This window comes from Candidatus Njordibacter sp. Uisw_058, assembly GCF_047730065.1.
GTDB lineage: Bacteria > Pseudomonadota > Gammaproteobacteria > Pseudomonadales > Balneatricaceae > Njordibacter.
Genome location: NZ_CP159829.1, coordinates 995,299 through 1,019,254, shown reverse-complemented (window position 1 = coordinate 1,019,254; position 23,956 = coordinate 995,299). Strand labels below are relative to the sequence as shown.

26 protein-coding genes are annotated in these 23,956 nt (G+C 44.8%); 13 read left to right on the top strand and 13 right to left on the bottom strand.

Annotation, left to right across the window (positions count from 1 at the left end; all coding sequences use genetic code 11):
- The first annotated feature begins 46 nt into the window (after window positions 1–46).
- On the top strand, window positions 47–685 hold the full coding sequence (locus ABXT59_RS04690) for a TetR/AcrR family transcriptional regulator (RefSeq protein WP_443638047.1): 639 nt from the start codon (window positions 47–49) through the stop codon (window positions 683–685).
- Window positions 686–716: 31 nt separating this feature from the next.
- Here the strand turns inward: ABXT59_RS04690 and sbmA are convergent, their stop codons facing one another.
- Window positions 717–1,967 (bottom strand): peptide antibiotic transporter SbmA, encoded by a 1,251-nt coding sequence (sbmA, locus tag ABXT59_RS04685; protein WP_443638046.1) that lies wholly within the window; start codon window positions 1,965–1,967, stop codon window positions 717–719.
- Window positions 1,968–2,177: 210 nt separating this feature from the next.
- Here sbmA and ABXT59_RS04680 point away from each other — a divergent pair, with 210 nt between their 5' ends.
- The 7 genes from ABXT59_RS04680 (at window position 2,178) to ABXT59_RS04650 (ending at window position 8,947) form a co-directional block, all read left to right on the top strand.
- Window positions 2,178–3,215, top strand: coding sequence for an LLM class flavin-dependent oxidoreductase (locus tag ABXT59_RS04680; RefSeq protein WP_443638045.1), 1,038 nt, complete (start codon window positions 2,178–2,180; stop codon window positions 3,213–3,215).
- Window positions 3,216–3,248: 33 nt separating this feature from the next.
- Window positions 3,249–3,854, top strand: coding sequence for an amino acid synthesis family protein (locus ABXT59_RS04675; protein WP_443638044.1), 606 nt, complete (start codon window positions 3,249–3,251; stop codon window positions 3,852–3,854).
- A complete protein-coding gene (locus ABXT59_RS04670) occupies window positions 3,854–4,681 on the top strand; it encodes an alpha/beta fold hydrolase (protein ID WP_443638043.1) in 828 nt (275 codons plus the stop codon). The genes ABXT59_RS04675 and ABXT59_RS04670 overlap by 1 nt, the downstream gene beginning before the upstream one ends.
- Before the next feature lie 65 nt (window positions 4,682–4,746).
- Window positions 4,747–6,228 (top strand): aldehyde dehydrogenase, encoded by a 1,482-nt coding sequence (locus ABXT59_RS04665; protein ID WP_443638042.1) that lies wholly within the window; start codon window positions 4,747–4,749, stop codon window positions 6,226–6,228.
- Between the two features lie 154 nt (window positions 6,229–6,382).
- On the top strand, window positions 6,383–7,834 hold the full coding sequence (locus tag ABXT59_RS04660; protein ID WP_443638041.1) for an NAD-dependent succinate-semialdehyde dehydrogenase: 1,452 nt from the start codon (window positions 6,383–6,385) through the stop codon (window positions 7,832–7,834).
- A gap of 31 nt (window positions 7,835–7,865) precedes the next feature.
- Window positions 7,866–8,270, top strand: a complete 405-nt coding sequence (locus ABXT59_RS04655) for a carboxymuconolactone decarboxylase family protein (RefSeq protein WP_443638040.1) — start codon at window positions 7,866–7,868, stop codon at window positions 8,268–8,270.
- Window positions 8,267–8,947, top strand: coding sequence for a GntR family transcriptional regulator (locus ABXT59_RS04650; RefSeq protein WP_443638039.1), 681 nt, complete (start codon window positions 8,267–8,269; stop codon window positions 8,945–8,947). The genes ABXT59_RS04655 and ABXT59_RS04650 overlap by 4 nt, the downstream gene beginning before the upstream one ends.
- 170 nt (window positions 8,948–9,117) lie before the next feature.
- Here the strand turns inward: ABXT59_RS04650 and ABXT59_RS04645 are convergent, their stop codons facing one another.
- The 5 genes from ABXT59_RS04645 to ABXT59_RS04625 are packed head-to-tail and all read right to left on the bottom strand — an operon-like array spanning window position 9,118 to window position 12,816.
- On the bottom strand, window positions 9,118–9,501 hold the full coding sequence (locus tag ABXT59_RS04645; protein WP_443638038.1) for a gamma-butyrobetaine hydroxylase-like domain-containing protein: 384 nt from the start codon (window positions 9,499–9,501) through the stop codon (window positions 9,118–9,120).
- A gap of 14 nt (window positions 9,502–9,515) precedes the next feature.
- Entirely contained in the window at window positions 9,516–11,399 is a 1,884-nt protein-coding gene (gene mnmC / locus ABXT59_RS04640; RefSeq protein WP_443638037.1) for an FAD-dependent 5-carboxymethylaminomethyl-2-thiouridine(34) oxidoreductase MnmC, read from the bottom strand.
- A gap of 9 nt (window positions 11,400–11,408) precedes the next feature.
- Window positions 11,409–11,966: a peptidylprolyl isomerase gene (locus ABXT59_RS04635; RefSeq protein WP_443638036.1), complete on the bottom strand. Its 558-nt coding sequence runs from the start codon at window positions 11,964–11,966 to the stop codon at window positions 11,409–11,411.
- The gene (locus tag ABXT59_RS04630; protein ID WP_443638035.1) at window positions 11,963–12,265 is read right to left on the bottom strand and encodes a YciI family protein; all 303 of its coding nucleotides are present in this window, start codon (window positions 12,263–12,265) and stop codon (window positions 11,963–11,965) included. The genes ABXT59_RS04635 and ABXT59_RS04630 overlap by 4 nt, the downstream gene beginning before the upstream one ends.
- Window positions 12,266–12,267: 2 nt before the next feature.
- A complete protein-coding gene (locus ABXT59_RS04625; protein ID WP_443638034.1) occupies window positions 12,268–12,816 on the bottom strand; it encodes a septation protein A in 549 nt (182 codons plus the stop codon).
- A gap of 123 nt (window positions 12,817–12,939) precedes the next feature.
- Between ABXT59_RS04625 and ABXT59_RS04620 the strand changes: the two genes are divergently transcribed.
- Both ABXT59_RS04620 and ABXT59_RS04615 read left to right on the top strand, forming a co-directional pair.
- Complete coding sequence (locus ABXT59_RS04620; protein ID WP_443638033.1) at window positions 12,940–13,944, top strand: 4-hydroxyproline epimerase; 1,005 nt, start codon at window positions 12,940–12,942, stop codon at window positions 13,942–13,944.
- A gap of 11 nt (window positions 13,945–13,955) precedes the next feature.
- On the top strand, window positions 13,956–14,390 hold the full coding sequence (locus tag ABXT59_RS04615; RefSeq protein ID WP_443638032.1) for an acyl-CoA thioesterase: 435 nt from the start codon (window positions 13,956–13,958) through the stop codon (window positions 14,388–14,390).
- Between the two features lie 230 nt (window positions 14,391–14,620).
- On the opposite strand, the gene ABXT59_RS04610 is transcribed toward ABXT59_RS04615, so the two are convergent.
- From ABXT59_RS04610 to ABXT59_RS04585, 6 genes are all read right to left on the bottom strand, one after another.
- On the bottom strand, window positions 14,621–15,523 hold the full coding sequence (locus ABXT59_RS04610) for a DMT family transporter (protein WP_443638031.1): 903 nt from the start codon (window positions 15,521–15,523) through the stop codon (window positions 14,621–14,623).
- Window positions 15,524–15,751: 228 nt separating this feature from the next.
- Complete coding sequence (locus ABXT59_RS04605) at window positions 15,752–16,513, bottom strand: ABC transporter permease (protein ID WP_443638030.1); 762 nt, start codon at window positions 16,511–16,513, stop codon at window positions 15,752–15,754.
- Window positions 16,510–17,427: an ABC transporter ATP-binding protein gene (locus tag ABXT59_RS04600; protein WP_443638029.1), complete on the bottom strand. Its 918-nt coding sequence runs from the start codon at window positions 17,425–17,427 to the stop codon at window positions 16,510–16,512. Before ABXT59_RS04600 ends, ABXT59_RS04605 begins: the two co-directional genes overlap by 4 nt.
- A gap of 125 nt (window positions 17,428–17,552) precedes the next feature.
- Window positions 17,553–19,208 (bottom strand): chaperonin GroEL, encoded by a 1,656-nt coding sequence (gene groL / locus ABXT59_RS04595; RefSeq protein WP_443638028.1) that lies wholly within the window; start codon window positions 19,206–19,208, stop codon window positions 17,553–17,555.
- Between the two features lie 33 nt (window positions 19,209–19,241).
- A complete protein-coding gene (locus tag ABXT59_RS04590; RefSeq protein ID WP_443638027.1) occupies window positions 19,242–19,535 on the bottom strand; it encodes a co-chaperone GroES in 294 nt (97 codons plus the stop codon).
- Between the two features lie 129 nt (window positions 19,536–19,664).
- Window positions 19,665–20,165, bottom strand: a complete 501-nt coding sequence (locus tag ABXT59_RS04585) for an FxsA family protein (protein ID WP_443638026.1) — start codon at window positions 20,163–20,165, stop codon at window positions 19,665–19,667.
- A 57-nt stretch (window positions 20,166–20,222) separates the two neighbouring features.
- Here ABXT59_RS04585 and ABXT59_RS04580 point away from each other — a divergent pair, with 57 nt between their 5' ends.
- The 3 genes from ABXT59_RS04580 (at window position 20,223) to trhO (ending at window position 22,679) form a co-directional block, all read left to right on the top strand.
- The gene (locus ABXT59_RS04580; RefSeq protein ID WP_443638025.1) at window positions 20,223–20,570 is read left to right on the top strand and encodes an MGMT family protein; all 348 of its coding nucleotides are present in this window, start codon (window positions 20,223–20,225) and stop codon (window positions 20,568–20,570) included.
- Between the two features lie 62 nt (window positions 20,571–20,632).
- Window positions 20,633–21,562: a DMT family transporter gene (locus tag ABXT59_RS04575; protein ID WP_443638024.1), complete on the top strand. Its 930-nt coding sequence runs from the start codon at window positions 20,633–20,635 to the stop codon at window positions 21,560–21,562.
- Between the two features lie 127 nt (window positions 21,563–21,689).
- A complete protein-coding gene (gene trhO, locus ABXT59_RS04570) occupies window positions 21,690–22,679 on the top strand; it encodes an oxygen-dependent tRNA uridine(34) hydroxylase TrhO (protein WP_443638023.1) in 990 nt (329 codons plus the stop codon).
- 24 nt (window positions 22,680–22,703) lie between these two features.
- Here the strand turns inward: trhO and ABXT59_RS04565 are convergent, their stop codons facing one another.
- Window positions 22,704–23,918 carry an MFS transporter gene (locus ABXT59_RS04565; protein WP_443638022.1) on the bottom strand — a complete coding sequence of 405 codons (1,215 nt, stop codon included), beginning with the start codon at window positions 23,916–23,918 and terminating at the stop codon, window positions 22,704–22,706.
- Window positions 23,919–23,956 lie beyond the last annotated feature (38 nt).

Here is a 23,956-nt window from a genome sequence, read left to right as displayed (position 1 = left end):
TGATAGTGTTAATGCACTCCCGTTTTCGTACTCAATGGCACAACACATGACTAAGAGCATAATTAGAGGCCCATACAAACTTGGACGCATCAGAGAACAAAGCCGCGACTTAATTTTGCAAGCCGCCCAAGCAGAGTTCGCCTGTCATGGTTTTCGTGGTGCCACCATGCAGCATATTGCTGAATCTGCTCAGGTTCCCAAAGCTAATATTCATTATTACTTTACGAGTAAACTTGGCCTCTATGGAGCGGTGCTTGAAAACACCCTTAACCTCTGGGATAACGTATTTAATGAGCTATCTAGCCATGACGAACCCGCTTATGTATTAAGTCGTTATATTGATGCAAAAATCGACTTTTCTCGGACCCACCCCACAGCATCACGTTTGTTTGCAAAGGAGATGATTAGTGGAGCACCTCATTTGAGTGCTTACTTGCAGCAAGATTACCGCCAGTGGTTTAAACAGCGCATGAGTGTCTTTGAAAGCTGGGTAGCGCAGGGAAAAATGGATAACATCGACCCTGCCCATGTCATATTTATGATTTGGGCTAGCACCCAATACTACGCTGATTTTGAGCCACAGATTATTATTGCCAACGATACTGAGCAGTTAACAGAGCAAGCCTTTTTAGACGCAGCTAGCTCTATTAAACACATCATACTCAAAGGCTGTGGTATCCATTAAATAGCCTGTGGCTCAGGCTAAATCAGTTACCTTAACTGCCTTCGCCCTCTTCCAAGAACTGCTGATCAATGTCCACTTGTGGCTTCTCATGTAGCACTCGTTCAAACGATTGCAAACGCTTATAAACAGAAAGTAACTCAACAATCGTTGGCCAGGAATTAATTAAATACTGAAACGAATTACTCACCTGCCCAAAAGCAGTCAATATTTGCTGTAAAATACCAAAGGTTATGGTTCCAGCTACGATGGTTGGAATGAGGATAATATAGGCAAACAGGTTATCTGCCTGCAAGAAAAAACTCCGTGCCACATTGAAGTACATATAGTGGAAATATAAACGGAAGTAGTTCTTACGAACGTTACCAAACAATTGCGTTAAGGTTAGCGGCTGAGCTCGGTCTTCATGATCTTCTCCGTACACTAACTCTTTCCGATAAGCAGCTTCCACCCTCTGATTACGAAACTCTAAACCAGGCAGTTTTATGCCTACAAATGCCATCAGCATGGTACCGAATATAGACCAAAAAATTGCAGCATAAAATAAAGGAGAGGCAATTGAACCGATAATAGGTAACTCTGTCACATATTGAGACAGGGACCAAAGTACAGGTAAAAATGCCACTAAGGTCATAAAGGCATCAACCAACGACACCCCTAAACCTTCCATTATGCTCGCAAACCGCATGGTGTCCTCTTGTACCCGTTGCGCTGCGCCCTCTACCTGCCTGAGTTGAGTCCATCTAGAGGCATAAAACTCGTTCATGGCCATGCGCCAGCGAAAAATGTAATGGCTTACAAAAAAACGCGTCATAACAAATACGATGACCGCTAAAAATGCTATTTCACCAAAGATAATGATCAAATCGTACAGCTCTTTGGCTGTAATACTACCTGGCTCTGCAAGTGCCGCCTGAATGTTATCAAAAAACGGCCGGCGCCAGGTGTTAATTGCTACCGACACCTGCACCGAAAAGTAAGTACTAAACAAGATCAAGGCAGAGCCGTAAATAGACCATAACTGCCACTCATGAGGTGAAAGCCGCATCCAAACTAGACCAAACATCATTAATGTCGTGAAAAAGTAGAGGTAAAACCAAATGAAATCAGGACTAATAAAATGACCCAAACCTAATACAGGTTCCGCGTCTTCAGCTGGAAGTTCAAAACCTAAAGCGGTTCCTAATTGATCTCCCCAGCCATACCAAACTGCAATACATAAACTAGCCCAACCTATTAGTGAGATAAAAAACCATCGAGGATTAGGAAAAAAACATTGAAACATAAAAGCCGCCCGTAAAACGTTTTAAAGTGAATACAAGTAATTAGCTAAGATTAGACAATTGTGCCGACAATAGCTAGCCATACAAGGGCTTGACAAAAGATTAGCTCGATGGGAATATATCAATTAATCTTATGGTATACCATCAGACAAAATAAGTTGGTGATCCATTTGTTTGATAATTGAGTCTGTTGATAATAAGGAGTTGTGTCGATGAAATTTTCTTTATTTGTTCACATGGAGCGCTCTGATCCTAAAAAACCCCATAAAGAGTTGTTTGACGAATTAGTAGAACTTACTCTCATGGTTGAAAAGGCCGGTTTTGAGACCGTATGGATTGGTGAACATCACATGATGGAATTCACGATCTGCCCTAACCCACTCAATTTTATGGCCTACCTTGCGCCCATTACCAAGACCATTCGTTTGGGATTAGGCACAATTGTTGCTCCTTTTTGGAATCCTGTGCGCCTAGCTAGTGAAGCTGCTTTAGTCGATATGATGAGCGATGGCCGTCTCGATTTTGGTATTGCTCGAGGTGCCTACCAGTCTGAATTTGATCGGATGACAGACCAAATGACTGCCAAAGAAGGCGGTGGGCCTCTACGTGAGATGATCCCTGCCTTACAAAAACTTTGGACTGGAGACTACGCACATGACGGTGAGCACTATTCTTTTCCAACCTCAACAGCGGTTCCTCGTGCGACCCAAAAGCCGTTTCCGCCGATGTGGGTGGCTGCCCGCGAACAAGAGTCTCATGACTATGCGGTTGAAAATGATTGTAACGTCATGGTTACGCCGCTTATTGCGGGCGATGCCAGCATCGAAATGGCCTGCCAACGCTTTAAACAGGCCTGCACAAATCACCCAGACAAACCCACACCACAATTACTCGCTTTACGTCACACATGGGTGCATGAAGAAACTGAAGATTGGCAAAGAGGTGCTCAAGCCCTGCGCGATTGGTATGCCTATTTTTACGCATGGTTTAAAAATGAACAAACCCCGAAAGAAGGTTTTATTAAGCCTTTAACTGACGCACAAATGGACGAACTACCAGGCTTTGGTTTAGACGAACTACACGATAACCTGCTCATTGGCACTCCCGCACAAGTGACAAAACGCATTAAGCACTATGAATTATTGGGTGTGACTCAATTTAGTTTTTGGAGTGATAACGGTTTACCCCATGCAGAAAAGAAAAAATCCCTCCAGTTATTTATAGACAAAGTCATGCCCAACTTCAACTAACCACTGCAGCAGGCTTTAATTAGGAATTACATTATGCATTTTGAAGTACGAAAAGTTGTCACCACCATAGAAGAACTTCGCATTGAAGGTGGTAAACCAGTAGCTGTGCCTATTACTATGGTGGGAGTGGCCTATGTCATTAAAAACCCTTGGGCAGGCCAAGGGTTTGTTGAAAATCTGCGCCCTGAGATTACCGCAGGTTGTTCTGAATTAGGTGAGCAAATGGTCGCTAAGGTGCTCGCTCACTTTCCAAGTGGAGACGCCATTGAGGCCTATGGTAAAGCCGCTGTCATCGGCTTAGATGGTGAAATTGAGCACGCTTCTGGTATTATCCATACCCTTCGTTTCGGTAACCATTACCGAGACGCGGTTAATGCAAAAAGTTTTTTAAGTTTTACCAATAAACGAGGCCCTGCTGGAACATCTATTCAAATACCCATGATGCACAAGGATGATGCTGGTTTTCGGTCCCACTATATTACGTTAGAAATGCACATTGAAGATGCCCCTGCCGCTGATGAAATCATTGTTGTGCTGGGTGGTTCAGACGGAGGCCGCGCACACCCTCGCATCGGTAACCGTTATTTGGATATGGAAGAAATTGCAGCTGAAGAAGCTTCAAATAAAGTCCAAAATTAATGACTTTATTTTGCCCTAACGGAACCCACTACCAAGTTTTTAGTCCCCTAAGGACTGACCAAAAACACCCATCTGAAAACCCGTATGACACCTTAGTCTTTATTCATGGTGTCGGTTTAGATTTAACTATATGGCGAAACCAAGTAGCAAACTTGCAAGCTAAATACCAAATTATCACCTATGACCTATTAGGTCATGGACTAAGTCCCAAGGCACCATCTGATTTGGAGCTAAGGGGCTTAACCCATCAGCTTAACGCCTTACTAGAGTACCTGAAACTTAAAAAGGTACATTTAATAGGGTTTTCGTTAGGGGGCTTGGTGGCTCGCATTTTTGCCATCCAATTTCATCACAAACTGCAAAGTTTAACGCTTATGAATTCAGTATTTAATCGCAGTGATGCGTTGCGCAGAATCATTTTAAAGCGCGTCACTGAGGTCGAAAAGCATGGTCCTAGCGCCAATTTAGAACAGGCTCTAACCCGCTGGTTTAGCAACCTATATACTCAAACACATAGTGACTACATAGACCAATTAAGGGCCCAAGTTTTAGCTAATAATAAAACAAGTTATAGCCGCTGTTATCGTTTGTTTGGTGAAGGTGACAATGCCATGCATGAGCAGTTAAGCCTTATTACTTGCCCTACATTGGTCACTACTGGGGAGTTAGACCCAGGTTCTACCCCTGCTATGAGTTATGAATTAGCGGAAAAAATAAGTTCAGCAACAGCTATTATTTTACCTGATGCTAGGCACATGATGCCGGTTGAACACGCCTGCGAAGTTAGCGCATTATTGCATAAATTTGTGGCGGCTAACTCACGTTAGTTGTTTAAATACGTCAGTGACACAAGTAATTGCCGTCAATACGGTTATCATAAAAAGGAGCTCTCATGACCCTCAGCGAATATAAGATGTTTATCAACGGCCTATGGGTTGATGCCCAAAATGGTGCCCGTTTTGACAGCCTAAACCCTGCCAATGGTGAACCTTGGGCGAGTTTCCCCCACGCTCAAGAAGCTGATGTAAATGCCGCAGTTGATGCCGCTCAAAAGGCTTTTGAAAATCCTGCATGGCGTAATTTACATGCCACAGCACGGGGTAAATTGTTACGCAAACTGGGTGATTTAATTGCCACCAAGCAAACACAATTGGCCCAACTGGAGACCAACGACAACGGTAAACTCATTCGTGAAACCAAGGGTCAAATCGGTTACATGCCAGAATTCTTTTATTACTATGCAGGCCAAGCTGATAAACTTGAAGGCCAAACTTTACCCCTAGATAAAACTGATATGTTTGCCTATACCACCCATGAGCCATTGGGAGTGGTGGCGGCTATTATTCCTTGGAATTCGCCCATGTACTTAACGGCAGTTAAGCTTGCTCCAGCGCTAGCTGCAGGCAATACTGTGGTCCTCAAACCATCAGAGCATGCCTCAGCAACGATTCTGGAACTGATGCATTTAGTCCAAAAAGCGGGTTTTCCAGACGGTGTAGTGAATGTAGTGACTGGTTTAGGAGTGGACACAGGTTCTGCCCTAACTAAGCATCCTTTGGTGCGTCGTATCGCCTTTACAGGTGGGGGTGAAGGGGCTAAATCTGTAATTAAAAACAGTGCTGAGAACCTCGCTCAAGTGAGCCTAGAACTCGGGGGCAAATCTCCTAATATTATATTTGAAGACGCCGATATTGGAAGTGCTGTCAACGGTGTAATTGCGGGTATTTTTGCTGCCAGTGGCCAAAGCTGTGTTGCCGGTAGCCGTTTGCTGGTGCAGGACACTGTCTATGACGAATTCTTAACCGCGCTCAAAACTCGCGCAGCAAGTATTATTATTGGTGACCCTTTAGATCCCACTTCTGAAATGGGCCCTATGGCCACACAAACACAACTGACTTTGGTCGAACGCATGGTGGCAACAGCAATAGCCCAGGGTGCTGAACTCATTCATGGTGGCAAACGAGCCGCTGTAGCTGGAGATGGCTGGTACTTTGAACCTACAATTTTAGCGGTTAATGATAATCAATGTAGTATTATGCAAGAGGAAGTCTTTGGCCCCGTGGCCAGCATTATGCGTTTTAAAGACGAAGCAGAAGCCCTAGCCTTAGCAAACGATACTGAATTTGGTTTAGCCGCCGGCATTTGGACTCGGGATAATGCGCGTGTGCATCGCATGAGTAAAGCGGTGCAAGCTGGCATTATTTGGGTTAATACTTACCGGGCGGTTTCACCTATGGGGGCGATTGGTGGCTATAAAGCCAGTGGCTATGGCCGTGAAAGTGGTATCGATGGCGTCAAAGACTACACTCAGCTAAAAACAGTATGGATTAATACCTCTAGTGAACCCATGGCTGATCCCTTTGTGATGCGCTAAACCACCACGCTTAGCAGTTTACTAATCAAAGCAATGGCTCACATCTTCAGTTTAAATTCGGCCGTTGAAAGGACTAAATCATGCAGGGTTTTGATATAGAATACAAAACCTAAAACCCAACAACTGTTACTCTAACCCTCATAGGAACTCAATCATGCAACTAGCCAATTCCTCACTCTTTCGCCAGCAAGCTTATATTAATGGCATCTGGTTAGCGGCTGATACCAATGCCACTATCGAAGTGACTAACCCTGCCAATGGAGAAGTCATCGGCTCTATTCCTGATATGACGGGTGTGGAAACTGCTCGGGCCATTGAAGCGGCACGCGTCGCTATGATTAGTTGGCGCAAACAAACGGCCAAACAACGTGCGGTCATTCTGCGCCGCTGGTTTGACCTGATTATGGCCAATCAAGATGACCTCGGTAGAATCATGACCTTAGAGCAAGGTAAACCCTTAAACGAAGCCAAAGGTGAAATAGCATACGCCGCCAGTTTTATTGAATGGTTTGCCGAAGAAGGTAAACGCACCTATGGCGATATTATTCCTACCCATAAAGCGGATGCTCGCATTGTTGTTACTAAGGAACCAATTGGTGTGGTGGCAGCCATCACACCTTGGAACTTCCCATCAGCCATGATTACCCGCAAGTGCGGACCTGCTCTTGCTGCTGGTTGTGGCTTTGTAGTTCGCCCAGCAGAACAGACCCCTTTTTCTGCCTTAGCCCTAGCCGTATTAGCAGAAGAAGCAGGCATTCCTGTGGGCGTATTTAATGTCATTACCGGGCAAGCTCGTCCCATTGGTGCCGAACTCACCAGCAACCCCACGGTGCGCAAACTGACATTTACTGGATCCACTCCAGTGGGTAAGCTTTTGATGCAACAGTGCGCACCCACCCTAAAGAAAGTATCTTTAGAACTCGGTGGTAATGCACCGTTTATCGTTTTCGACGATGCTGATATTGATGCAGCTGTGGCTGGAGCCATGGCTGGCAAATACCGCAACGCCGGCCAAACCTGCGTGTGTGTTAACCGCTTTATGGTGCAAGAAGGTGTGTACGATGCCTTTATTGCCAAGTTCGCCGAGCAAGTCGCCCTGCTCCGAGTGGGCAACGGTATGGATGACGGAGTCACTCAAGGTCCTATGATCAATCAGGCGGCTATTGATAAAGTTAAAGGCCATATTGCAGATGCACTTAGTAAGGGTGGAGAACTGATATGTGGTGGTGAAAGTCACCCCTTAGGTGGTACCTTTTTTACACCTACTATTATTGGTAATGCTTCTACTGACATGAAAATAGCAACAGAAGAAACGTTTGGGCCTTTAGCGCCTATTTTTAAATTTAAAGAAGAAGAGCAAGCCATTGCTATGGCTAACGACACCGAATTTGGCTTAGCCGCTTACTTTTACACTCGTGACATAGGCCGGGTATGGCGTGTTGGTGAGGCCCTAGAGTATGGCATTGTCGGCATTAACGAAGGCATTATTTCTACCGAAGTGGCACCATTTGGTGGCGTAAAGCAATCCGGTATTGGCCGAGAAGGTTCACACTATGGCATTGAAGACTTTTTAGAAATCAAATACATGTTAATGGGTGGTTTGTAACCACACCCAGTCAATAAATGAGGACACTTTAATGTCAGAACAAAAACCAAGATCAGACAAGTTTGAAGCGGGTCTAAAAATCCGCAAAGCTGTTTTAGGTGATGCTTACGTAGATGCTTCCATTGCCGCAGCAGACGATTTCACGTGGCCCCTACAGGAACTTGTGACCGAGTATTGTTGGGACAGTGTTTGGAACCGTGATGGGCTGCCCCGAAAAACCCGAAGTTTGATTAATTTAGGTATGCTAACAGCACTCAATCGACCCCATGAACTCAAGCTTCACATCAGAGGGGCGCTTAATAATGGCTGCACCCAAAATGAAATACGTGAGGTGCTTTTGCAAAGTGCCATTTATTGTGGCGTGCCGGCCTCTATTGACGCGTTTCGTTGCGCTCGAGAAGTATTGGCAGACATCGCCTCAGAGTCAGACAAATGATCGCTGAACTTACAGATCTTAAGGTCACTCGTAATATCATTACCTTGCGCCAAATCGTATTAGATAAGCTGCGGGATGCCATCATCAGTAGTCAGCTTAAGCCTGGTCAACGCTTGGTGGAAAGAGAACTATGTCAGGCATTAGATGTGAGTCGGACCTCTGTGCGAGAGGCTTTACGTCACTTGGAATCAGAAGGCTTGGTGCAATACGTGGGTCAACGTGGCCCCAGTGTTAGCGTATTAAGTCAGCAAGATATTAAAAATATTTATGAATTACGTGCTGCTCTGGAAGGTTTGGCAGGCGAGCTATTTTGTGAACGTGCTAGTGACCATCAAATTAATTTACTGCAAGCCACCACAAACGCATTAAAAGAAGCCTTTGACCTTGCCGGCATGGATAAAATTTTGGCATGCACCAAAGACTTTTATAAGCTATTACTTGAAGGCAGTTGTAATAGCGAACTTGATGCTAGCCTTAATCGTCTTTTAGCCCGCATTATGGTCTTGCGAGCGGGTACCATCGCCCAACCCGGAAGGTGGAAAGATAGTCTCAAAGAAATGCAGACCATTATGCACGCGATTACCAAGCGTGATGGTGAAGCGGCTAGAAAAGCTTGTGTAGCTCACGTTCACGCTGCCAGCACCATTGCCCTAAAGCAAATAAAAAACACAAGCTGATTTATCTTAGCCCATATACCCTGTGCAGTTGTCAGTAATTATTGATCAAACATAGCCACTCAAGAGCATAAAGGAACTCCAATAGTTTAGTTTTTCAAAGAAGAATTGCCTAATCATTTGATCATCTTAAAGTGAGTTAGCTAACACATGGATATTTGATGGTCTGCAAGTTAAACAAACTGAACAATACTGGTATGGGGGTCTCGACTTTGTTTAGTTTGGTTTAACTGGTCTAAATATTCAGCCCAGTGTTGAGCTTGATTGACACTTAAGTCGTGTAGGTAAGTCCAAGTGTATAAGCCAGAATCATGCCCATCATCAAATTCCAGTTTAACTGCATAGTAGCCCACGCCCTCAATACCCACTAGCTTCACTTTGCTCTTGCCAACCTGCAGTATGGCTTGGTCTGGGCTATGACCCCGCACCTCTGCGCTTGGTGATGAAACTCGAAGGTATTCTGCACTTAAGGTGTAGCTCACTTCACCTGTATCTTCTGGAAAGCTAAGTTCTAAAGTGTTGCTGCTTTTATGAAGTTTAATCTTAGTCGGGTTCACGGAATATATCTCAGTTAACGTTTACGGCGAATTAAGTCGCGAATTATAAAGCGGTTTGGGTCTAAACCCCAAGCCACACATTGTGCCACAGGAAGACTCTGATTGGCCATTTGGCTAGCCAAAATCTCAGCACTCAAAGGGGCACTAATCAAACCCTTGGAGCCATGGCCAGCATTAATATACAGACCCGCTAAAAAAGGCATATTGTCAGCAAACTTATAATTGGCATCTTGGCGCAACTTTGCAAAACGATCTAGTATTTTAGACTCATCAGCTAATTGACCAACCATGGGCAAATAATCTGGAGTCACTGCTCTAAAACCTACTCTACCACCCATCACAGAGTCGAGTCCAAGTTCTTTATAATGCGGCAAGACTTCCGTCAAACGAGCCAAGTTATCCAGATCATCTTGCCCCGATAAGTGGTCATCATCGGTGTGTAAATTATAGCTGGCACCCACAGCGAACACACCTTGCTGAGCCGGCGTCACATAACCCTCGCCACATACCACCAGAGCAGGACTGGCTTCAGCTGCTACATAACTGACTTGGCCACGGATCGATTTAAGTGGAAGGGGTTGGTCTGGTAATAGCTGATTAGCCCCATTAGCATTGGCAATAACAATGGCATCAAATGTATGATCGCCTGCATGCTTGCCACTGAGTCGGAGTTGCCAGCCATGATGTGCAGTTTGTGGTTTTATTTGCACCATAGAGCCCACCTTTGTATTGAGCCATAAACGGGCGTTACTTTGGCTGTACAAAGCCTCGCACCAGTGTGTAGGTGACACCCACCCACTACTGGGAAAATACAAACCACCCGCACTGAGAGGCTGTTTAGCCAGTTTTTCTGCTTGTGCCTGATTTAACCATTGTAGCCAAGAAGATGGATACTCACGTGCCATCACCCCTCGCATCTGCGCCTCTTGTTTTGCGCTAGTCGCTAACTGTAACAAGCCACAGGCTTGCCAATGCTCGGCATTTAAGCTGCGTTTTAACAACGCCATAGTGTGCTGTAAACCCTGTTGATGAAACTGACCAGCAATAGTGGCATTATCTGGTAACTTGGCATAAAGCATACCTTGTCGATTACCTGAAGCCGCACTAGCAAGGGCAGGACCCTGTTCTATAAGTGTGACATCAAACCCCCGACGAGATAGGCTATACGCCGAAGCGACACCGCTGATACCAGCACCAATAATAGCCACTTTGCCTGCAGCAGTAGCACCCATAGATGACCTCTGCCATGGATGTGTATATGCCTTATGCGGTTTTGACTCTGGGCCACCAAGAAACACATCAAACTGACTTTTAATTTGTTCAAGGGCCAAGGTAGACTCAGCTTGTACTATGGTTAATCTAACCTGACCAAAATCAAGTTGATGAAAACCCTTAATTGCTGGAGGGTATTGAACTTGGAGTTGCAGGCTTAGCGTTTCTAATTGGGGCCAGTTTTGATGTAACTGCTGAAGGTCAGTGAGGCATAGAGGCTGTTCACACAAAGCCACATAGTTGAGACCTTGAAGTTGTTGATTGTCTTCCTTGGCTTGCAGCCAAAGCGTCCAAGTAAGCAGAAAGTTTAAGCCAGCACCAAAATTATGATCGAACACTTGCACCACAGAATGCAATGGGTTGCCGTCATTATTTTTTGGCGCTGAAGTTGAGGCTGAGGCTGAGGCTGAAATTGAGCCTGAAATTGAGCTTAGAGGTGCAGTTGTTCGAGTACTGTTATTACCGAATAAATCACTGTCAACCAAGACCCGCTTAAGTTGCTGCTGTCGTTGCTCTACTTGCAACGGTGTTTTTTGAAGTTGATCTTTAAGTCCAGCCGCGACTTTGGCGGTTACAGCCAGACTCTGAGGGTCAGCAAATGCTTTTTCAACCGAACTACTTTTCATACCCCGTGATTATTTGACTAGGTGGTAAGCTTTGTAAACTGAGACGGGTTCGATGGGCCAATCTCGAAACATGCCCTTAGTGGTCGTAGGAACTTTTGCAATCAGATCAATAATGTCCATGCCTTTAATGACCTTACCAAACACTGCATAACCGGCACTTGAGGTGCTTTTATCTAAAAATGGGTTATCTTGATGATTAATGAAAAATTGAGCCGTAGCACTATCAGGATCACTTGTCCGAGCCATGGCAATGGTCCCTCGCAAATTAGATAAGCCATTGTCGGCTTCATTAACAATGGCACTGACAGTGCCTGGTTTGAGCATACCGTTAGGACTAAAGCCCCCTCCTTGAACCATAAATCCAGGGATCACCCGGTGGAATATAGTGTCATTGTAATAGTCAGAATTTGCGTAGTATAAAAAATTTTCTACGCTTATCGGTGCTGCTTGGGCATCAAGTTCGATAATAATACTGCCATGAATGGTGGTTAATTCAACCTGAGGATTTTCTGCCCATGCAGTAAAACTAACAGTGAATGCCAATAGAGCGGTTAATAGTTGTTTCATGGGTTCACCTTGTAGGCTGAAAATGCGTTATTAAATGGTTTAACTGTCACTTGGGCGTATACACCTGCCGCAACATAAGGGTCTTCAGCGACCCATGTTTGTGCTGCAGCAAGGTCAGAGAACTCTGCCACTATCAAACTGCCTGTAAAACCTTCTTCAGACTCATGAGGGTGAGGACCAGCCAGCGTTAGACGACTCTGCGAATCTAATTGCTTGAGCCTCTCTACGTGCGCTGGACGGGCATCTATGCGCGCAGCAAGACTATTTTCTACATCTTGAGCAAAAATGGCAAACAACATATTTAATCCTCTACTTCATTGTCTTTAGGCATAAAACGAGACATATAAATACCTTGAGCTAAAATAAATACAAAGGTCAGACCCAACATACCAAAAAGTTTGAAATCTACCCAAGTGGCTTCACTGTAATTAAAAGCCACATATAAGTTTAGGCTACCCATGACGGCAAAAAACACAAACCAAGCAAAATTAAGCTGCCGCCAAATGCGGCTGGGTAACTGTATCCCCTTCTCCATCAAACGCTGCACGACTGGCTTTTTGCCAATAAATTGGCTGCCTAAAAATGCCAATCCAAATAACCAGTTAACAATGGTCGGTTTCCACTTAATAAACTGCCCATCTTGCAAAGCTACCGTAAGACCACCTAACACCACGACCATTATCAAGGTCACCAGCTGCATTTTTTCTATCTTCTTGGTGGTTAACCAGGTGTAGCCCATTTGTAACATGGTTGCAGGGATTAATATCGCCGTAGCAAGAATCAAATCATTAGTCATTTTATAAACCACAAAAAAGATAACGATCGGTAAAAAATCGACAAGTAATTTCATGTATAGCAGTTCCTTTTGCGCTCAGGCTATATAACAGTTAAAACCAAACACATACAATATTAGGCTAATTAAGCCCAATTATTGTACCATGCAGTAATATGGACTTCTCACTTTCTATGCCTTATGACTATACATAAATTTAGCTGTATTGATGCCCACACCTGTGGCAATCCTGTTCGCTTAGTCGCCAAAGGTGGCCCCCAACTCCAGGGCGACAGCATGAGTGCCAAGCGGCAAGATTTCTTAGCCAACCATGACTGGGTGCGCACAGCGTTAATGTTTGAACCCCGCGGCCATGCAATGATGTCGGGATCGATACTTTACCCGCCTAATGATCCGCAGCACGATGGCGCTATTTTATTCATTGAAACCAGCGGCTGTCTGCCCATGTGTGGACATGGCACCATAGGCACAGTGACCACAGCATTGCAGGAAGGCTTGTGGACGCCGAAAATTGTGGGGCAACTCACCTTAGAGGTGCCAGCAGGAGTCATTCGCATTGAGTACCAGCAAAATAAAAATGGCCGCATTGATGCCGTTCGTATCTTTAATGTGGCGAGCTATTTGGCTCATCAAGGTCTGGTCATAGACTGCCCAGAATTGGGCCAACTCGTCATTGATGTAGCCTATGGGGGCAATTATTACGCCATTATTGAACCCCAAGCCAACTTTGCAGGACTGGAACAGTTTTCTGCCGCTCAGGTGTTGCGCTACAGCCCCTTAGTGAGAGAGGCCATCAATAAAGTCGCCACTTGCGTGCACCCAGAAGATGCAAGTGTGAATGGCATTAGTCATGTCATGTGGACTGGAAAACCCATCCAACAAGATTCCAGTGCCGCCAACGCAGTGTTTTATGGCAGCGGTGCTATCGATCGATCGCCATGTGGCACTGGCACCAGCGCACGAATGGCTCAACTGCATGCCAAAGGTTTACTCAAAGAAGGTGAAGAATTTATTCACGAAAGCATTATTGGTAGCCAATTTGTGGGGCGAGTTGAATCGACCATTCAAATTGGCCCCCACCATGGCATTATGCCCAGCGTTCAGGGTTGGGCTCAAGTGACAGGGTACAACACGATTATTGTTGACCCACGGGACCCATACGCCCACGGATTTGAAGTTAATTAGGCAAACCTCCTATGGATTTAACCACCTTAAAAAAGCAATATCCGGTGAGTATAGAGATTAAGGTTAAATGGGGCGAAATGGATGCCTTTCAACATCTTAATAACACCGTTTACATCCGCTACATTGAAGATAGCCGCATTGATTTATTTGAAAAACTAGGTTTGAGCAGTCATTTAAATAGTCAAAATATAGTGCCAATATTGGCCTCTGTGCAATGCTATTATCTGGCCCCTGTGACATATCCAGACACATTAATCGTGTTTAGCACAGCCATACAGACTGGCCCTAAAAAGGTCGAGCTTGAACACAAACTATGGAGTACGAAACAAAACCGTTTGGTCGCTAAGGGCAAAGGAGTGGGCGTGTATTATGACTACAAAGCACTGAAAAGCTGTGCCATTCCAAGCGACATCGCCATTAAATTAGCGACCTTAAAGGATACCTAGTGGCATGGCTTTATCACTGCATAATCACAACATTGTTAGGGTTAATAACCGCGGCCATATTATCAACTGCACAGTCATTAAAATGTGCAAGGATTACGCCTTAATAAAGCTGGAGGGTAAAACCTTTAAAGTGCCCTACGGCATAATGGATGAGGTGGTTGGGCATGAACTACTAATGCCTGAGTAGGCCCTCTATGGACGCTAACATGGCGAAATTTAGACCTGCGTTATCATGACACAGTAGCATTTTTACCAAGCTTAGTAAGCCCTCGTTGCTCCCTTAAGTAGGTGTAGAATCCAGTCACTATAATAATTCCACATCCAATGAGTGTTAAAACATCAGGCTGTTCCTTAAAAATAAACACGCCAATCATAAGGGAAAATAATAACCGTGAATACCGAAAGGGCGCCACAATTGAAGCCGCACCCAAACGCATCGCCAACACAATGGCATAGTAACCCGAAACACTAAACACAATGGTAAAACCAAAATAAACCCATTGCTCCAAAGTAATGGGGGTCATTACTTGCGGGCTCACCAGCAACAAAACTAGGCCGGCCACCACCACCGATGAAAAAGCTTGAAAAGAAATAATTGAAGATCCTACGCTAACAGGAATAACTCGGGTTACCAAGTCTCTAACAGCGATCCCAAAAACAGCAACTAACACCAACAACACAGACGGGTTGAAGGCCTCAAAGCCTGGCTTTATAATTAGCAACACCCCCACAAAACCAATAAAAATAGCCGCCCATCCGCGCCAGCCAACACGTTCACCCAGACACAAGGCCGCTCCCATAGTCACGGTTAATGGCAAAATCTGAAACACCGCCGCCACGGTGGACAGGGGCACTAAAGACAACGACGTCACAAAGGCCACACCAGCAAAAGCTTCAGCCAACATTCTAGTGAAAGTCAGACGTGTCCATAGCCCAGAGGCCCATATAGTGCGGCCATTTTTAAGCGCCAGTATGGCAAAAAAAATAGCACTGGCTAAGCCAATAACAATTAAGATTTGAGCAATAGAGTGAGTGCTTGAAAGGTGTTTAATAAACGCATCTTCTATACTAAACGCAGCCATTGATACCAGCGTAAAGACAATGGCTTTACGGTTATTTGCGCGGCTATTCAAAGTGGGTGACTCCAATAATTAATAAACTTCTAAACTCAACCATTGGCCTTGTGACTTTGCCCTTAAGCAACTGAGCCAGCTATTAAGGATGACCAAAGCAATCAGTTTAGGCCACCCCAAGGCCTTTGAAAGGCGCGCCAAATTTGAAACCTGTGCAGCGCTAGTAGATTCATTTAACACTGAGGCGCATAAGTTTAGCCGCTTAAACTAAGCTGATGTGAGGGTCGTTTATTGCTTTAACCGGTAACCCGTTTTAAATATCCAAGCAATTAATGCTAAGCAGATGCCCATAAATAACATGATCATAGCTAAGCTTACCCCTACTCTCACATCGGAAATCTCATAAAAACTCCAACGAAAACCACTGATTAGATACACCACAGGGTTGAACATGGTGACTTTCTGCCACGCACTTGGCAACATATCTATGGAGTAAAATGCGCCACCTAGAAAAACCATAGGCGTAATGACAAGAAGAGGAATTAATTGTAGTTTTTCAAAGCCGTCAGCCCATATGCCTATAAGAAAACCAAACAGGCTAAAGGTAATGGTCGTGAGAACTAAAAATCCTAACATCCAGAATGGATGGGCAATTTCAATGGGTACAAAAAATCCTGCTGTGGCTAGGGTAATTAAACCAATCAACAAAGATTTAGTCGCAGCTGCGCCCACGTAGCCTGCAGTCGCCTCCCAAAATGACATAGGAGAAGACAATACTTCATAAATAGTGCCCGAAAAACGCGGAAAATAGATACCAAAAGACGCATTTGAAAGACTTTGGGTCATGACAGACAACATGATCAGACCAGGCACAATAAAGGCGCCGTAGCTAATGCCGTCAACAGATTCTATGCGTGAACCGATCGCCCCACCAAACACCACAAAATAAAGCACTGTTGATAATACGGGGGACACAATGCTTTGGGTAATTGTGCGTTTTGTACGGGACATTTCAAAGGTATAGATAGCCCACATGCCTCTTAAATTCATACTGCGTCCTCCACTAGATCAACGAATATTTCTTCTAGACTACTTTGTTGCGTATGAATGTCTTTTACGCCTAAGCCAGCAATAGAAACTGATTGTAATAAGCCAGCAATATCCACCTCTGGTGCGTCCTTATCATAATGATAAATAATACTAAGGTGATCTTCAGACAGTAAAAACCCTTGTTCTGACAGCACTGCAGGAATGCTATCAAGGCTTTCCATCAGTTCAACTTTGAGTTGTTTTTGACCCATGCGCGCCATGAGGGATTGTTTGTCTTCTACTAATAATAATTTACCACCACTGATCACCCCAATGCGGTCAGCAATGGCTTCTGCTTCTTCAATGTAATGAGTGGTCAAAACAATGGTCACGCCTTGGTTACGCAGCTTATCCACCATGCGCCACATGTCTTGACGCAAGCCCACATCTACGCCTGCTGTAGGCTCATCTAAGAACAACACCTGAGGTTCATGCACCAGGGCCTTAGCAATTAATAAGCGGCGTTTCATGCCCCCAGATAAGGTCATAATACGGGCATCTTTTTTATCCCATAAAGACAAATCTTTCAGCACTCTTTCTACAATTTGCGGATTTTTTGGTAAACCAAATAAACCCCGTGAAAAAGTGAGGTTATTCCAGGGTGTTTCGAACGCATCGGTTGTTAGTTCTTGAGGCACTAAGCCAATGAGGCTGCGCGTTTGCCGATAATTCTTAATAATGTCAAAACCACCTACTGTCACATTGCCCGAAGTGGGGTTAACAATGCCACAAATGGTTGATATGAGGGTCGTCTTACCCGCTCCATTAGGGCCCAGTAGCGCCAGAATTTCGCCTTTTTTAACATTTAGCGTGATGTTATCCAGGGCCACAAAGCCATTGGCATACTGTTTGCCTAGATTATTGATTTCTATCATTTTTTTCAATATCCTGAAAGGATGCGATTGAGTAAATCTCGATGCCCTATAGTAACTTATTTTAGCCCATAAAAAACCGGCTATAGAGCCGGTTTTTTAATAAGCTTAGATAGCTTGAGGGGTACTTACATCATACCGCCCATACCACCCATGCCACCCATGCCACCCATGTCTGGCATACCACCACCTGCGCCTGCATCATCTGCAGGGGCATCAGCAATCATGCACTCAGTGGTTAGCATCATGCCCGCAACAGAAGCTGCAGCTTGGAGTGCTGTACGAGTTACTTTGGCAGGGTCAAGGATACCCATTTCAATCATATCGCCATAGTCACCAGTGCTCGCATTGTAGCCATAGTTACCAGAGCCAGACTTAACCTTGTCAACCACAACAGAGGCTTCATCACCTGAGTTAGTCGCAATTTGACGCATGGGTGATTCCATTGCCTTGAGAGCAACTTTAATACCAACTGTTTGGTCTGGGTTAGCACCTTCTAAGTCTTGAATACCCTGTAAGGCACGAATTAGGGCAACACCACCTCCTGGCACAACCCCTTCTTCAACAGCCGCACGGGTTGAGTGTAAAGCATCTTCAACGCGGGCTTTCTTCTCTTTCATTTCTACTTCAGTTGCAGCACCAACCTTAATCACAGCAACGCCACCAGCAAGCTTAGCCACTCGCTCTTGGAGCTTCTCGCGATCGTAGTCTGAAGAAGTATCAGCAATTTGCGCACGAATCGCTGAGACACGACCTTCGATTGAAGCTGCTTCGCCTATACCGTCAATAATGATGGTGTTTTCTTTAGACATAGTCACGCGCTTAGCTTGACCTAACTGTTCTAAGGTTGCAGTTTCTAGAGACAAACCAATTTCTTCAGAAATCACAGTACCGCCAGTCAGGATAGCAATGTCTTCCAACATAGCCTTGCGACGATCACCGAAACCAGGGGCTTTAACTGCACAAACCTTCACAATGCCACGCATGTTGTTGACTACCAAAGTTGCGAGGGCTTCGCCTTCAACGTCTTCAGCAACGATTAACAATGGACGACCGGCCTTCGCTACCGCTTCTAAAATTGGCAGTAAGTCACGGATGTTAGAAATCTTCTTGTCTACCAATAATAGGAAGGGAGTTTCTAATTCAGCCGTCATGTTGTCTTGATTGTTTACAAAGTAAGGCGACAAATAACCACGGTCAAACTGCATGCCTTCAACCACGTCTAGCTCATCCTGCAAAGACGTGCCTTCTTCGACAGTAATGACGCCTTCCTTGCCCACTTTTTCCATCGCTTCAGCGATAATCATGCCCACAGTACCGTCAGAGTTAGCAGAAATAGTGCCTACTTGAGCGATCGCATTCGTATCTGCGCAAGGTGTCGCCATGGCTTCAATTTGTGCCACAACAGCCGCAGAGGCCTTATCGATACCACGCTTAAGATCCATTGGGTTCATGCCTGCAGCAACTGCTTTAAGGCCTTCGTTTAGAATAGCTTGAGCCAAAACAGTCGCTGTTGTGGTGCCGTCTCCCGCCACATCGTTGGCTTGGGAAGCAACTTCCTTCACCATTTGTGCGCCCATGTTCTCAAACTTATCTGCTAATTCAATTTCTTTTGCTACTGACACACCATCTTTGGTGATGGTCGGTGAGCCAAAGGCCTTATCTAAAACTACGTTGCGACCTTTTGGTCCCAAAGTTACACGTACGGCATCGGCTAGAATATTTACGCCATTAACCATGCGGCTGCGAGCCGAATCACCAAATCTTACTTCTTTAGCTGCCATGTCAAAAATTCCTTCATCAAAAATAGGGTTAAGTTAAGCTTCAAGTACGCCGTAAATTTCACTTTCACTAACGATGAGGACTTCATCACCGTTGATCTTAGCAGTGCTGTTACCAGCATAAGGGCCAAACAATACAGTATCGCCAACCTTAACGCTCATTGCTTGTTGTTCGCCATTGGTAGTAATACGACCTGGGCCTACTGCCAAAACTTCGCCTTGGTTTGGCTTTTCTGCCGCACTACCTGGTAGCACGATGCCACCAGCACTTGTTGCTTCTTCTTCCTGACGACGAATTACAACGCGATCGTGTAAAGGACGGATGCTCATTATGCTTGCACTCCTAAAGTGTATTTGTCTCCAGCAACGCTGGAATTGTTGTTTATAGTGATCCATTAGATATGGGGTGAAGTGTGGTTTTCAATAGCAAAACTAAAATAAAGTTTAGATAAATAGACTTTATTCAAGCTTATCTTCTGATAGGGGTTTTTTAGGCACTTCAAACTCACCATCTATGATACTTTGGTCGCTGTTAATGTCAGTATTAAAGCCACCTTTTGAGAAACCCCCAGCACCAAAACCACCTCCAGTCACATTAGCACTGGCAAAAGATTTAAAGCGTCCCATCAAACGGCTAGCAAAAAATTGTCGCGTCAAGGGCACTAATAGCAAAAATCCAACGGTGTCGGTCACGAACCCAGGCGTTAACAATAAAGCACCACCCACCGCGAGCAAAATACCTTCTAGCATTTCTTGAGCCGGAATTTGTCCAGATTGCATACGCCAAGTAGCTCGGCTTAAAGTGGATAGCCCTTGGTAGCGAAGCAGGTTGATGCCTATAAAAGCGGTGAGCAATACCAAAACAATGGTCCACAAAGCTCCAATTTGTTGGCCCACTTGAATCAGCACCACCATTTCAAGAATAGGAATAGCAATAAATAGGGCAAAAAGAAAACGCATAATCATGTAGTCTTAGTTAAATGAACTGTGTCAATTATATGCGGCCAAACTATAAAAATGAAAGACCCAAAACTACACCAGCAACAGCATGAGGTGCAACCTGTAATAAAGCGCCAGCAGCTGTACCAAACGATTGCGGCTATCCCCTATGGCAAGGTAGCCAGCTATGGTCAACTCGCTAACCTAGCTGGACAAACAGGAGCTGCTCGTTGGGTCGGTTGGTGTTTACGACATTTGCCTCAAGATTCAAGCTTACCTTGGCACCGGGTCATCACATCCAGCGGTAAACTCGCCTTTCCACCGACCACAGAAAACTTTTTGCGCCAGTGTGAAAAACTGGAACAAGAAGGCATACGGTTAAAAAACCACAAAGTACCGATGAAAGTCTATCAATGGCAACCCTAACGGGCAGCGCAACACATTAAAGGTTTTAAAACTTACTGAATAAGAATCAGGGAAAAATTTACGTGTATAAAATACCTCTAAAACTTAACCCAACCAATCTCGTACCCTTAGCTTGGTTACTGCTATTAGGCAGTGTTTGGGGTAGTACCATTATCATTACTAAACACATTGTTTCCACTGGCCATGAACCTTTGGGTTTAATTTTTTGGCAACTGGCATTTGGGGCTCTGTTGCTCAGTATTATGGCTCGCTTTCAAGGCACCTCTTTGCCTATGAGTTGGGTCCATTTGCGCTTTTATACCATTGTGGCATTGGCAGGTACTGTGATCCCAAATACGTTCACTTATATGGTCGCCGCCCATATCCCCGCTGGTTTATTAGCCATAGGCATTGCCACTGTGCCTATGTTTTCACTATTAATTGCTTTAGTCATTAAAAGTGAACGTTTTGATAGCCTGCGTATGTTGGGTATTTTGCTGGGTGCCTTGGCGATCCTATTAATTCTTGGTCCAGAAGCCGATTTTAGCAGCCAAGGCATCGGCCTATTTATGTTGGTGGCTCTTATTGCCCCCTTCTTTTATGCGATTGAAGGTAATTACCTTGCCCTTAAAACACCTCCTAATATGCACCCACTCAATATCTTGTATGGCGCGTCTATTATTGGTCTGGTCATTTGCACGCCCCTAACTTTAGCAACGGGTTCGTGGGTAGATCTGAGTCAGGCATGGACCTCTGTTGAATGGGGTATTTTAGCGAATAGTGTATTGCATGTGATCGCCTACGCCGGCTACATTTGGATCGTGGGTCTGAGTGGCGCCGTGTTCGCCAGTCAGGTGGCCTATGTCGTTACATTATCTGGGGTCTTGTTGGGCATTATCATATTGGGAGAAAGTCACAGTTCCCTCATATGGCTTGCCCTTGGGTGCATGTTATCAGGCTTAGTGCTGGTGCAACCTAGAAAGACTGTAAGCAAAATTAATGCACCCCATTAATATTTGAATGCTTGGCTATTTATCAAGTAAAATACAGCTTGTTTTTAAAATAACAGACGTTGCGCGCTAATGATGCCAACGTCGTCTAAGCTCCGGATTTACGTTTCGGCTCGCTAAGGAACCTATTATGACCCCTGGTCAGTCTCACATTGTTGTCTGTGCCCTGTATAAATTTGTCACCCTAGAAAGGTTCCAAGACCTGCGGCAACCGCTGCTTAAAGTCATGGAGTACAACAATATTCGTGGCACTTTGTTACTCGCATCTGAAGGCATCAATGGCACCGTAGCCGGTCATCACAAAGGCATTGATGTATTATTGGCTTGGTTTGAGAAGGATGCACGCCTTAGTAATATGGTCATTAAAGAGTCTTTTGAAGCCAGTAATCCGTTCTATCGCACGAAAGTAAAACTGAAAAAAGAAATCGTCACCATGGGGGTGGAGGGTATCGACCCTAAACAAGTGGTAGGCACTTATGTTAAGCCCAAAGATTGGAATGCTTTAATTGCAGATCCAGACGTTGTAGTGGTGGATACACGCAATGACTACGAGGTAAAGGTGGGCACCTTTGAGGGTGCATTGAACCCAAACACCACTTCTTTTCGTGAATTTCCAACCTATGTGAGTAACAACCTTGACCCCAAAACTAATAAAAAAGTGGCCATGTTTTGTACCGGTGGTATCCGTTGTGAAAAATCCACCGCCTACCTAAAAGAACAAGGTTTTGATGAGGTCTATCACCTTCAAGGTGGCATTTTAAAATACCTAGAAGAAGTGCCAGAAGCAGAGACGATGTGGCAAGGTGAGTGCTTTGTCTTTGATAACCGAGTGACAGTAAACCACCAACTGGAAAAGGGTCATTACGACCAATGTCATGCCTGTCGCTTGCCCATTACAAAGCAAGAACAAAGCAGCGATAAATACCTAGAAGGGATCAGTTGCCCACATTGCTTTGACAAACACACGCCTGAGCAGCGTCAACGTTTTGAAGAACGCCAGCATCAAATGCAGCTTGCCCAAGAGCGTGGCGAAGGTCACTTAGGTGCAGACGCTGCGGAGACTATTGCTCTGCGGCGCAAGGCTAAAGCCCAAGAAAAACAGGCCCAGCGGGATAACTAATTGCTGCCCTGGGCAACTTGATGTCTAGGCTGTTGCCATTCTAAGCCGGTTTACAGGTCGTTCATCAATAAAAATATGAATAGCGGCAGTGACCAAGGCAATGGCGGCAGCAGCCCACCAAACATTGTCATAATTGCCCGTTGTGTCATAAAAATAACCACCTAACCAGACCCCTAAAAATGAGCCTAATTGATGGTTTAAAAAGACGATGCCATAAAGGCTACCCATATGTTTTAAACCAAACATTTGCGCCACGATACCCGAAGTAGGTGGCACTGTGGCGAGCCACAAAAAGCCAGTGACAATAGAAAAGAGGTAAATAGAGTTGGTGCTCATAGGGGTGATCATAAAGGCTGCAATGGCCACGGCACGCAATAGGTAGATAAGGCCCAACAGATTTTTCTTAGAATATTTGCCTGATAATGAGCCAAATAACAAACAACCAAAAATGTTAAACAAACCAATTAATGACAAACTAACAACGGCCACACTGGCTTCAAAGCCATTGTCAGATAAATAAGCTGGCATATGCACGGTGATAAACGCTAACTGAAAACCACAGACAAAAAAACCTGCGATAAGTAACCAATAGTGAACGTGTCCACCAGCCTCTTTAAGGGCTTCAGACAAGCTTTGATCTTGCTCTAAACTTGAGGCTGCAGCACGTTGGCTATCATTTTGAAAAGGGCCAGACAATAGCAGCATGCACATTGAGCCACCTGCCAAAATCATCAATGTAATTTGCCAACCATAGGCAGCAATAAATTCTTGCGCTACAGGAATCACCAGTAGTTGACCAAAAGAGGCTGCTGCTGTGCCTAAACCTAAGGCCAGCCCACGCTTTTCTTCACTCACCATGCGAGCTAAAGCAGGCAACACCACGCCCATACCGGTCCCTGCTATTCCCATACCTACAAGAATGCCAGCGCCTATATGCAGATCCCAAAAGCTGTCCGCTGTGGCAGTCACATAAAGACCTAAGCCATAAGCTATTGAACCCATATAAATAGACTTAACAGCGCCATAACGATCGGCTATGGCCCCTGAAATAGGTTGGAATAAACCCCAACAAAGGTTTTGTAGCGCTAAGGAGAATGCAAAAATCTCACGCCCATAACCAAATTCGTTGGATATAGGGGTCATAAAAAAACCAAATGATGCGCGCATACCAAAGTTAATCGCCAACAAGGTACAGGCGCAAACAACCACCAAACTCAACAGCTTTACAGGCTTAGACATTGATTTATAATTCCAATCTAACAACAGGGTTTGGGTTA

Bases quoted from the DNA above. Each gene is read 5' to 3' on its own strand.
- ABXT59_RS04690 (WP_443638047.1), top strand. From the start codon at position 47: ATGACTAAGAGCATAATTAGAGGCCCATACAAACTTGGACGCATCAGA.
- sbmA (WP_443638046.1), bottom strand. From the start codon at position 1,967: ATGTTTCAATGTTTTTTTCCTAATCCTCGATGGTTTTTTATCTCACTA.
- ABXT59_RS04680 (WP_443638045.1), top strand. From the start codon at position 2,178: ATGAAATTTTCTTTATTTGTTCACATGGAGCGCTCTGATCCTAAAAAA.
- ABXT59_RS04675 (WP_443638044.1), top strand. From the start codon at position 3,249: ATGCATTTTGAAGTACGAAAAGTTGTCACCACCATAGAAGAACTTCGC.
- ABXT59_RS04670 (WP_443638043.1), top strand. From the start codon at position 3,854: ATGACTTTATTTTGCCCTAACGGAACCCACTACCAAGTTTTTAGTCCC.
- ABXT59_RS04665 (WP_443638042.1), top strand. From the start codon at position 4,747: ATGACCCTCAGCGAATATAAGATGTTTATCAACGGCCTATGGGTTGAT.
- ABXT59_RS04660 (WP_443638041.1), top strand. From the start codon at position 6,383: ATGCAACTAGCCAATTCCTCACTCTTTCGCCAGCAAGCTTATATTAAT.
- ABXT59_RS04655 (WP_443638040.1), top strand. From the start codon at position 7,866: ATGTCAGAACAAAAACCAAGATCAGACAAGTTTGAAGCGGGTCTAAAA.
- ABXT59_RS04650 (WP_443638039.1), top strand. From the start codon at position 8,267: ATGATCGCTGAACTTACAGATCTTAAGGTCACTCGTAATATCATTACC.
- mnmC (WP_443638037.1), bottom strand. From the start codon at position 11,399: ATGAAAAGTAGTTCGGTTGAAAAAGCATTTGCTGACCCTCAGAGTCTG.
- ABXT59_RS04635 (WP_443638036.1), bottom strand. From the start codon at position 11,966: ATGAAACAACTATTAACCGCTCTATTGGCATTCACTGTTAGTTTTACT.
- ABXT59_RS04630 (WP_443638035.1), bottom strand. From the start codon at position 12,265: ATGTTGTTTGCCATTTTTGCTCAAGATGTAGAAAATAGTCTTGCTGCG.
- ABXT59_RS04625 (WP_443638034.1), bottom strand. From the start codon at position 12,816: ATGAAATTACTTGTCGATTTTTTACCGATCGTTATCTTTTTTGTGGTT.
- ABXT59_RS04620 (WP_443638033.1), top strand. From the start codon at position 12,940: ATGACTATACATAAATTTAGCTGTATTGATGCCCACACCTGTGGCAAT.
- ABXT59_RS04615 (WP_443638032.1), top strand. From the start codon at position 13,956: ATGGATTTAACCACCTTAAAAAAGCAATATCCGGTGAGTATAGAGATT.
- ABXT59_RS04605 (WP_443638030.1), bottom strand. From the start codon at position 16,513: ATGAATTTAAGAGGCATGTGGGCTATCTATACCTTTGAAATGTCCCGT.
- ABXT59_RS04600 (WP_443638029.1), bottom strand. From the start codon at position 17,427: ATGATAGAAATCAATAATCTAGGCAAACAGTATGCCAATGGCTTTGTG.
- groL (WP_443638028.1), bottom strand. From the start codon at position 19,208: ATGGCAGCTAAAGAAGTAAGATTTGGTGATTCGGCTCGCAGCCGCATG.
- ABXT59_RS04590 (WP_443638027.1), bottom strand. From the start codon at position 19,535: ATGAGCATCCGTCCTTTACACGATCGCGTTGTAATTCGTCGTCAGGAA.
- ABXT59_RS04585 (WP_443638026.1), bottom strand. From the start codon at position 20,165: ATGCGTTTTCTTTTTGCCCTATTTATTGCTATTCCTATTCTTGAAATG.
- ABXT59_RS04580 (WP_443638025.1), top strand. From the start codon at position 20,223: ATGAAAGACCCAAAACTACACCAGCAACAGCATGAGGTGCAACCTGTA.
- trhO (WP_443638023.1), top strand. From the start codon at position 21,690: ATGACCCCTGGTCAGTCTCACATTGTTGTCTGTGCCCTGTATAAATTT.
- ABXT59_RS04565 (WP_443638022.1), bottom strand. From the start codon at position 23,918: ATGTCTAAGCCTGTAAAGCTGTTGAGTTTGGTGGTTGTTTGCGCCTGT.